A 9,562-nucleotide genomic window follows, 5' to 3' on the forward strand; every position below is an offset into this window, starting at 1 on the left:
CGAATCCCGACGCGCGACATTCGTGACGAATGTGCGCCGGCGTCAGCGCAGCAGAACAGGCAGCGTCAGAGCCGCCACGATGAGCAGCAGGGTGACCACCGCGATCGCGATGCCTCCCGGGTGGCCGAGGTTGAGAGTCACACCGACCCCGAACCGCTTCGGCACGAAAAGGGCAGGATCGCCGGCGTTGACGTAGATCAAGCCGCCCTTCCAGTGCCGGTCGTCGTCGCGCGGGTCGATCGTGTCGCGGCTCGTGGCCGCAACGCTACCGGCCGGGACCTCGACACCGGCGCGGATCGCACGCGTACCGCTCACCAGCCGCACGGCGTAGGCCGCGATCACTACGAAGATCACGACGATCAGCCCCACCGTGACGACGGCGATCCCGGCGCTCGGCTCGCTCGATTCGGCATGCAGCCAGCCGAGCCCCGAGAGCACGGAGATCGCGGCAGCCACCACGAACGCCGTCCAGCCGAGCAGGGACTGCGTCAGGTGCGCCTGCAGGGCAGCGATCCGCTCACCGACCTCCGGCCGGTCCCCCGCTCGCCGCCACGGCACGCTTCGGACGACGAACGCGATGCCGACGATCAGCGCGAGCACCGCGACGCCGATCAGGATCGGCCCGAACACCGAGAAGAACGACTTCTCGGCGAATCGATCGGCCTGTCCGCTCGCATTCCAGTGCACGGCGATGGTCGCGGGGAGGCTGTCGTACAGCGCGACCCCGACGGCAGCGGCCGTTGCCAACACCACGAATGCCGCCGCGAACCAGCCGAACGCGGGCCGCGACCGGGCAGCGGGGTCCGGAGTCACGGTTCCCGAGATGCGCACCGGCACGTCGTCGAGCCAGCCACCCGCACGGTTGGCGGCCTGGATGCTCCGACGGCAGAGGAGGTACCCGACGACCGAGCCGACGAGCAGGACGAGAGTCGCAGCCAGCGGCGGCGCTGCGGGACCGAGGCCTGCGACGAAGGCGGCGACGACGAGCGCGACGACGTAGGAGACGACCACGCCGATGCGGAAGCGCCGGACGGCCGTCACCACCACGGGATCGGCAGCGCGGCTGCGCGGCACCAGCACTCCCAGCGGGAGGGTTGCGCGGCTCATCGCCGGCAGCATCAGGAGGATCGCGGCGATCAGCGTCGCGACGGCGAGCGTGCTCACCAGTACGGCGGTCATGGGGTGTTTCCTTTCTGCTCCCGCGGCGGGTTCTCCGCACGGGCCTCCGCGAACGCCGTCACGATGCTCGCGGTGCGGGCCTCCAGCTCGGCTCGCGGCACTCCGTGGGCAATGCCCTCGGCGATCACGGCGGCGAGCCGCTCGTGCCACCCCGCGAGGAACTGCTCGTCGGGAGGCCCGCTCTCCGGATCGCGCGCGATGACGGAGCCCGAGCGTCTGCTCGTGCGAACGATCCCCTCCTGGCGGAGGGCGTCGTACGCCTTGACGACCGTCGCGACGTTGATCCCGAACCGCACAGCGACCTGGCGTACGGAGAGGAGGGCGTCGCCGGCGCGCAGTTCGCCGCGCGCGACGGCGTCGATGACGCGATCGTGGAGCTGCTGGTAGAGCGGCGTCTCCGCCGTCGGATCGATCTCGATGCGCACGACCCCTCCTTTCTGTGTCGGTACCTATAGTACAGCTAATACAGTCCCGCCGTGTAACTCCGGAAAGCGGCGAGCGACGCCACCACAATGGCCGCAACTCCGGAGGCCCGGGCCGGAACGGCCGCGAACTCCGTTCGAACCGACACCCGGACGGCGCGTCGCCAGAGACCTCCGGAGTTGCCAGCCGTGTCGGCAACTCCGGAGGCCCGGGCCGGAACGGCCGCGAACTCCGTTCGAACCGACACCCGGACGGCGCGTCGCCAGAAACTCCGGACGTGCCAGCCGTGTCGGCAACTCCGGAGGCCCGGGCCGGAACGGCCGCGAACTCCGTTCGAACCGACACCCGCACGGCGCGTCGCCAGAGACCTCCGGAGTTGCCAGCCGTGTCGGCAACTCCGGAGGCCCGGGCCGGAACAGCCGCGAACTCCGTTCGAACGGACACCCGGACGGCGCGTCGCCAGAAACTCCGGACGTGCCAGCCGTGTCGGCAACTCCGGAGATCAGCGGCCAAGAAGAGCAAATGGGGCGTTACTACGGAGACTTGGGGCGGGACGCCCGGGATCTCCGGAGTTGCGGGCAGGGCGTCAGGCGGCCGGCTCGGAGGCGGGTTCGGGGGCCGGGAAGAGGGCGCCGAGCAGGGTCGCGACCCACTCGATCAGGGCTGCGTCGTCGGGCGCCTCGCCGTTCACACGCGGGAGCGGGACCGTCGCCACCTTGGGCGCGACGTGGTACTTCGACCCCGGGTACATGCGCTGGAGGCGCACCTGCAGCGAGTCCGGGAGCTGTGCGGGGGCGAGACGGAGGTTCGACCCCATCGCGACGACCTCCCCGAGCCCCGCCCGCTGCGCCGCCCGGCGCAGCCGCGAGACGGCGATCAGGTTCACGACCGGCTCGGGAGGCTCGCCGTAGCGGTCGGTCAGCTCCTCCAGCACCAGGTCGATCTGGCCGTCCTTCGCCGCCGGCGCGCTCGCGGTCGACAGCTTCTGATAGGCCTCCAGCCGTAGCCGCTCGCTGTCGACGTACTCCTCCGGGATGTGGGCATCGACGGGCAGCTCCAGGCGCAGCTCGGTCTGACCCTCGGCGACCTCGCCGCGGAAGGTCGACACGGCCTCCCCGATCATCCGCAGGTACAAGTCGAAGCCCACGCCCGCGATGTGACCGGACTGCTCCCCACCGAGAAGGTTGCCCGCGCCGCGGATCTCGAGGTCTTTGAGCGCGACCTGCATGCCGCTGCCGAGGTCGTTGTTGGCCGCGATGGTCGACAACCGGTCGTGAGCCGTCTCGCTCAGCGGCTTGTCCTCGTCCCACAGGAAGTACGCGTACGCCCGCTCGCGCCCGCGGCCGACGCGGCCGCGAAGCTGGTGCAACTGGCTCAGGCCGTACTTGTCGGCGCGATCGATGATGATCGTGTTCGCATTGGAGATGTCCAGGCCGGTCTCGATGATCGTCGTCGAGACGAGCACGTCGAACCTGCGCTCCCAGAAATCGACCACGACCTGCTCGAGCGCGTGCTCGTTCATGCGGCCGTGCGCCACTGCGATGCGCGCCTCCGGGACGAGTTCGGCCAACTTGGCAGCGGTCGCGGAGATGGAGCCGACGCGGTTGTGCACGAAGAACACCTGGCCCTCCCGCAGCAACTCGCGCCGGATGGCGGCGGCGACTTGACGCTCGGAGTACGGCCCGACGAACGTCAGGATCGGGTGCCGGTCCTCCGGCGGGGTGGCGAGCGTGGACATCTCGCGGATGCCGGTGACCGCCATCTCGAGCGTGCGCGGGATCGGTGTCGCGCTCATCGCCAGGATGTCGACGTTGGTCTTCAGCTTCTTCAGCGCGTCCTTGTGCTCCACGCCGAATCGCTGCTCCTCGTCGACGATGACGAGTCCGAGGTCTTTGAACGTCACCCCGTCGGCGAGGATGCGGTGCGTTCCGATCACGATGTCGACGGTGCCGTCGGCCATCCCCCGCAGGGTCTCCCTGGCCTCCTTGTCGGACTGGAACCGGCTCAGTTCCCGCAGGTGGATGGGGAAGCCGGCGAAGCGCTCGAGGAACGTCTCGGCATGCTGCCTGACCAGCAGTGTCGTCGGCACGAGCATCGCGACCTGCTTGCCATCTTGGATGGCCTTGAACGCCGCGCGAACGGCGATCTCTGTCTTGCCGAATCCGACGTCGCCCGAGATGAGGCGGTCCATCGGGATGGGCCGCTCCATGTCGGCCTTCACCTCGTCGATCGTCTGCAGCTGGTCGTGCGTCTCGGCGAACGGGAAGGCCTCCTCGAGCTCGCGCTGCCACGGGGTGTCGGGCCCGAAGGAGTGACCCTTGCTGGCCATGCGCGCCGAGTACAGCTTGACGAGCTCGACGGCGATGTCGCGTACCGCCCGCCGTGCGCGGCCCTTGGCGGCCGACCAGTCGCTGCCGCCCATCTTGGACAGCTGCGGGGCCTCGCCGCCGACATACCGGGTCAGGAGGTCGAGCTGATCGGTCGGCACGTACAGCTTGTCGCCGGGGTAGCCGCGCTTGGAGGGCGCATACTCGAGCACGAGGTATTCGCGCTTCGACTTGACGGCGTTCCGGCCGCCGCTCGACACCTCGCGCTGCGTCAGCTCGATGAACTTTCCGATGCCGTGCGTCTCGTGCACGACGTAGTCTCCGGGCTTCAGCGCCAGTGGGTCGACGACGTTCTTTCGCCGGGTGGCGAGCTTCTTGACCTGCCGCGACTCGTAGCCGACCGAGCGGCCGTAGAACTCGCTCTCGCCGAACAGCGCCAGCTTCTCGTCCGACATCTCGAAGCCGTGCTCGACGTTCGCCTGCAACAGGTAGGCCACGCCGGGCTCCGGGTTCTCGGGGAAGGCATCCACCGGTCGCGCAGAAAGCTCGGCGTCGGCGAGCACTTGGGCAGCGCGCTCGACCAGGCCGGCGCCCTCGGCGACGATGGCGACCCGCCAGCCGTCGCGGAGGCGCTGGGCCACGTGCTCGACGGCGCCGGTCACATTGCCCTGGAAGCTGGGCACCGCCTCCGCCGCGACGCGCACTTGGAGGTACTCCTCCACCTCACGCTCGAGCGGCACCTCGTCTACCGCGTCGGCCTGGAAGCCGGAGAACGTCCACCACGGGTGCTCGGGGTTCTGCTGCCCCGGCCGGCTGAACTTCACCGAGTCGCGCAGTCGCTGAAGCGTGAGGAAGTCGCCGGCGGCGAGATCGATCGGCGCCGCGGCGCCGACGGTAGCGGCGCTCCAGGCCGCCGAGAGGAACTCGCGATTGGTCTCGGCGAGGCTCACCGCACGGGAGGCGACCCGCTCGGGCGAGAGCACGGCGACTGCGGCGCCGTCGGGGAGGTAGTGCGTGAGGGGCACGAGCCGGTCCACGAGCGCGGGGGCGAGTGACTCCATGCCCTCCACCGGGATGCCCTCGCCGATCTTGGCGAGCATCGCCGACAGGCTGGGGAACTCGTGCTCCATCTCTCGGGCACGCTGCCGCACCGGCTCGCTGAGCAGCATCTCCCGGCTCGGCGGCAACGACACCGCGGGGATCGGCTCGGGCAGCGAGCGCTGGTCGGCGACCGAGAACGCGCGGATCTGCTCGACCTCGTCTCCGAAGAAGTCCACGCGGTACGGGTGCTCGGCGGTCGGCGGGAAGACGTCGAGGATGCCGCCGCGCACCGCGAACTCGCCGCGTCGGGTCACCATGTCGACGCGCGCGTACGCCAAATCGACAAGTTGGAGGGCGAGCCCGCCGAGGTCGAACCCGCGGCCTGCCGCGGCCAGCTCGACCGTCGCATAGTCGGTGAGGTTGTCGGCGAGCGGCTGCAGGGCCGCGCGGACGGACGCGACCAGGACGAACGGGTGCACGACCTCCCCCGCCTCCCGCGCGGCGGACCAGTCTGCCAGTCGGCGCAGGGCGATGAGGCGCTTGCCTACGATCTCCGGGCTCGGGCTCAGCCGCTCGTGCGGCAGCGTCTCCCACGCCGGGAACTCGACGATCTCGGCGTCGGGGAGAACGCCCGGCAGCGCAGCGCGCACCGACTCCGATTCCCGGCCGGTCGCCGTGATGACCAGGACCGCCTGCGAAGCGCCGGCTGCGCCACGCCTGCCGACCAGACCCGCGAGAAGGGGGACGCGCAGCCCGTCGGTCAGCGAGAAGTCGGCATCGCGCCCCGCATAGGCCAGTGCGTCGGAGAACGTGGAGGCGCGCTCGAGCGCCGCGATCAAGCCCTGCAGTATCACTCGGGAAAGTCTACGCGGGGGTTCCGACAGCTCGACCGGCGCCGGGAAGCGGGACGAGCTCCCCGCCTGCGCCGAGAGTGTGCCAGGAGACCGGCGCCGCGGAGGCGGCCGCCGCGGTCGCGCCCCGGAACCCGCGAGAACTCAGCAGCAGGGAGCCGAACGACGGGATCAGCCGGTCCGCTCCGGCGAGCACGTCGAACTCCCCGAACCTGTCGAGCTGCAGAGCGCCGTCGAGCTGCAGAGCGCCGTCGAGCTGCAGAGCGCCGTCAAGCCGCGCCGCGCCCGCCTTCACACAGGCCTCCTTCGCCGTCCAGGCCAACCGGAAGGCACGCCCGGGGTCGGTCGCTGCCGCCACGAGCGCACGCTCCGACGGCGTCAAGGCGTCGTGCGGGAGGCCCTCGCCACTGACGACGGCGTCCGCGAACACCTCGACGTCCACGCCGAGCGGTGCGTGCGAGGCACCCGCGGCCACCCAGCCGCGCGAGTGCGACCAGCTCACCTGGAGCCCCGACACCGGAAGCGGGCGGCCGTGCCCCCCTCCGCAGACCTCGCAGCGCTGGTGCAGTGCAGCCGGTGCGATGTCACCGGCCCCCGCCTCCCGGAGGACGCGGACGGCGAGTAGGCGGGCGGCCAGGAAGTCGTCCCGGTCGGCCTGCGACCGCAGTGCGCGCCGGCGCGCCTCCGCCGCCCTGCCGAGTGGACCGGACGGCAGCAGGGCGAGGACCTCCCTCGTCTTCGCGACGACGACGGCGTTCAGATCCATCCCTCCAACGCCTGCATGAAGCCGTCGTGGTCGTCGCGGTTGATGACGTGACCGCTGCCGGCGACCACGCGGACATCGAAGCCGGCGGCGCGCAGCCGCTCGGCCACCTGCGGCTTCACCAGGTGGGAGTTGTCGGCCAGCATCACCAGCGACGGGACGGCCATGCGCTCCGGAGCCCGCATGACGGTCGGGGCGAGAACGGCCGGGATCGCCGCGCGATCGAAGGATTTGAAGGTCTCGACCTCGATCGCCACATCGGCCGGATCCCAGCGCGGGTTGCGCCTGGCGATCCGCACAGCGGACTGCCGGGCCAGGGTCTTGAGGAACGCGGGCGCGAGCATGAGTTGGAACCAGTTGGCCGCTGGGCACGAGAACGCCGGATCGACGTAGACCGCGCGCTCGGGGTGCAGCCGTTCGACGGCGAGGCTCAACGTCAGGCCGCCCAGCGAGTGCCCCATCACCAATTCGGGAGCGTACGGGACGGTGTCGACGATGTCCTCCGCCATCAGCTCGGCGGTGTACTCGTCGGTACGCGCGCTGTGGCCGTGACCCCGGAGGTCGACGGCGACCACGTGGTAACCGCGCTCCGCTAGGACCGGACCCACCCGACGCCAGTTGCGCGAATCGGACATCACACCGTGGACGAGGACCGCGTAGCGATCGCCGGCGCCCCACTCGCGCGTGAACAACTTCATGAACCGTGACGGTATCGTGTCGTCCTGGGCCGGTGCAGTACGCCGGCTACGCGCTGGCTGAACGTCCGGCGTGAGACGCCGGGGAGAGTCGGCACCGAGCACCATGCCGCTCACCGGGGGGAGTCCGCGCCGGACTTGCTCCTTCCCCAGGCCGGACTCGGCATCGCGACAAGCGCCGCGTCGGCCGGTGCGTCACCGCCCTTCGCGGCAGTGCTTCGGCGCTCCGCCGACTCCGCCGGGTTCAACACCTCCTATCTCACCCTCGAGCCGGACGCGGGGTTCGCACCATCATCCGGGAAGCGTCGAAGCACACGTGAACGCCCCGAGAACCGCCGGGCCGGATGAGGGCGTGCGTGCCCCTCGGCGGTTCAGCGTTCCGTGTGGAACCTGTTCTGCGCGGCTGTCATGCCGTCGGTCGCGATCTGCTCGACCGCATCGGCGGCGTCCGCCACCAGGATCGGCAGGGCCTTGCGCTCCGCCGAACTGAAGCCGGCGAGAACGTGGTCGGCCGCGCCGCGCGAACCGGGAGGCCTGCCGACGCCGACGCGCACCCGAGTGAAGTCGCCGGTGCCGGTCGCGGCGATGACGTCGCGCACGCCGTTATGGCCGCCGTGGCCTCCACCGAACTTGAGTTTGAGGGTGTCGAAGGGGATGTCCAGTTCGTCATGCACGACGATCAGCTGCGACGGGTCGAGCGAGTAGAACCGGAGCAACTGCGATACCGGGCCTCCCGACACGTTCATGAAGGTGTTGGGCTTCGCCAGCACGAACCGCGGCCCGCCGGGAGCGAGACGCCCCTCGGCGACCGTGGCGTTCGTCTTGTGGGTCTTGAAGGTGAGACGGCCGCGCGAGGCGAGCTCGTCGAGCACCATCTGGCCCACGTTGTGACGCGTGGCGGCGTAGCCGGGCCCGGGATTCCCGAGCCCGACCACGAGCCAAGGGTCCTCCTGCTGCAGAGGATCGGCCATCGGGGGTGATTACTCCGCGGACTCTTCGGCAGCGCCCGCGGCGGCGGCCGCCTCGGCGGCCACCTCTTCGTCGGCACGCGCGGCGGCGGGCACGACGATGTTGAGGATCAGGAGGTCCTCATCCTCGGCGAGCACAGCACCGGCCGGCAGCGTGAAGTCCTTGGCGTGGTACTGCGTGCCCTCCTCGGCGTCGGTGACGTCGATGACGATGCGCTCGGGGATGTGGGTGGCCTCGACCTCGAGCTTGATGGTCGGGATGTCGAGCACTGCGATGGTTCCGGAGAACGACTCGCCCTCGACGTGCACGGGCACCTCGACCTGGACCTTCTCGCCACGACGGATCACGATGAGATCGAGATGCTCGATGATCTGGAGCACCGGGTCCTTCTGGACGTCCTTCACCAGGGTGAGCTGGCTCGTGCCGTCGATGTCGAGATCGAGAACCGCGTTCGCCTTGCGGAGCAGCAGGCCGACCTGGTGCGCCGGGACGGTGACGTGGATGGGGTCGGTGCCGTGGCCGTAGATGACCGCGGGGATCTTGCCCTTGGCGCGGATCTTGCGGGCAGCGCCCTTGCCGAAACTGTCGCGGACCTCCGCGACGACCTTGTTGGACTCGTCAGCCATGATGTCTCCTTGCCGGCGATGCCGGCTTTCGGGCGAGCCGTCGGCTCGCAGTGTTGGGGTGTCGACTCGAGCGCATCGAAGTGCGCGAGGAAAGACTGCGTAGCCTGCTCCACCGCGTCGATAACGGATGCGTGGCGCATCCCTCGCCGAAGTTCAGTGGCCCAGTCTACCCGACGCGACCGACGGCGCGGTCCACGATCGCGGCGGCGAGCTCGGCGGGCGGTTCGGCGATGTCGAGGCGGAGACCGGCCTCGTCGGGCTGCAGGGGCTCCAGCGTCGCGAGTTGGGAGTCGAGCAGGGAGGACGGCATGAAGTGGCCCGGCCGGATCATCCGCTCCTCCAGGAGCTCGCGCGTGCCGTCGAGCTCGGCGAAGACGGTACCGGGGGCCTCGCGGCGGATCAGGTCGCGGTACGAGCGCTTGAGCGCGGAGCACGCCATGATCGTGCCGGCGTCGCCCCCGTCGGCGAGGGCGCGCCCGACCGCCCGCAGCCAGGGCTCGCGGTCGGCGTCGGTGAGCGGAATGCCCGCCGTCATCTTGGCGACGTTGACGGCGGGGTGGAGGTCGTCCGCGTCGACGAAGGCGGCGTCGAGCCGGTCGGCCACGAGCCTCCCGATCGTCGATTTGCCGGATCCCGACACGCCCATCACCACGACCCGCACGCCCACGCGCACTCCTCTCGCTCGTCT

8 protein-coding genes are annotated in these 9,562 nt (G+C 70.4%); all 8 read right to left on the minus strand.

The genetic code is table 11. From position 1 onward, the window contains the following. Window positions 1–42 precede the first annotated feature (42 nt). Complete coding sequence (locus ACPPVW_RS01310) at window positions 43–1,179, minus strand: DUF1648 domain-containing protein (RefSeq protein WP_426624759.1); 1,137 nt, start codon at window positions 1,177–1,179, stop codon at window positions 43–45. Beyond that, window positions 1,176–1,604: a GntR family transcriptional regulator gene (locus tag ACPPVW_RS01315; protein WP_426624760.1), complete on the minus strand. Its 429-nt coding sequence runs from the start codon at window positions 1,602–1,604 to the stop codon at window positions 1,176–1,178. The genes ACPPVW_RS01310 and ACPPVW_RS01315 overlap by 4 nt, the downstream gene beginning before the upstream one ends. A 584-nt stretch (window positions 1,605–2,188) precedes the next feature. Then, on the minus strand, window positions 2,189–5,824 hold the full coding sequence (gene mfd, locus ACPPVW_RS01320) for a transcription-repair coupling factor (RefSeq protein ID WP_426624761.1): 3,636 nt from the start codon (window positions 5,822–5,824) through the stop codon (window positions 2,189–2,191). Window positions 5,825–5,834: 10 nt separating this feature from the next. Further along, window positions 5,835–6,587, minus strand: a complete 753-nt coding sequence (locus tag ACPPVW_RS01325) for a 4'-phosphopantetheinyl transferase family protein (RefSeq protein WP_426624762.1) — start codon at window positions 6,585–6,587, stop codon at window positions 5,835–5,837. Further along, the gene (locus tag ACPPVW_RS01330; RefSeq protein WP_426624763.1) at window positions 6,578–7,282 is read right to left on the minus strand and encodes an alpha/beta fold hydrolase; all 705 of its coding nucleotides are present in this window, start codon (window positions 7,280–7,282) and stop codon (window positions 6,578–6,580) included. The genes ACPPVW_RS01325 and ACPPVW_RS01330 overlap by 10 nt, the downstream gene beginning before the upstream one ends. 368 nt (window positions 7,283–7,650) lie before the next feature. Beyond that, complete coding sequence (pth, locus tag ACPPVW_RS01335) at window positions 7,651–8,250, minus strand: aminoacyl-tRNA hydrolase (RefSeq protein ID WP_426624764.1); 600 nt, start codon at window positions 8,248–8,250, stop codon at window positions 7,651–7,653. Between the two features lie 9 nt (window positions 8,251–8,259). Beyond that, complete coding sequence (locus tag ACPPVW_RS01340) at window positions 8,260–8,874, minus strand: 50S ribosomal protein L25/general stress protein Ctc (RefSeq protein WP_426624765.1); 615 nt, start codon at window positions 8,872–8,874, stop codon at window positions 8,260–8,262. A 166-nt stretch (window positions 8,875–9,040) separates the two neighbouring features. Further along, complete coding sequence (locus tag ACPPVW_RS01345) at window positions 9,041–9,541, minus strand: gluconokinase (protein WP_426624766.1); 501 nt, start codon at window positions 9,539–9,541, stop codon at window positions 9,041–9,043. Between the last annotated feature and the right edge of the window lie 21 nt (window positions 9,542–9,562).

Source organism: Leifsonia sp. McL0607 (assembly GCF_049993355.1).
GTDB lineage: Bacteria > Actinomycetota > Actinomycetes > Actinomycetales > Microbacteriaceae > Leifsonia.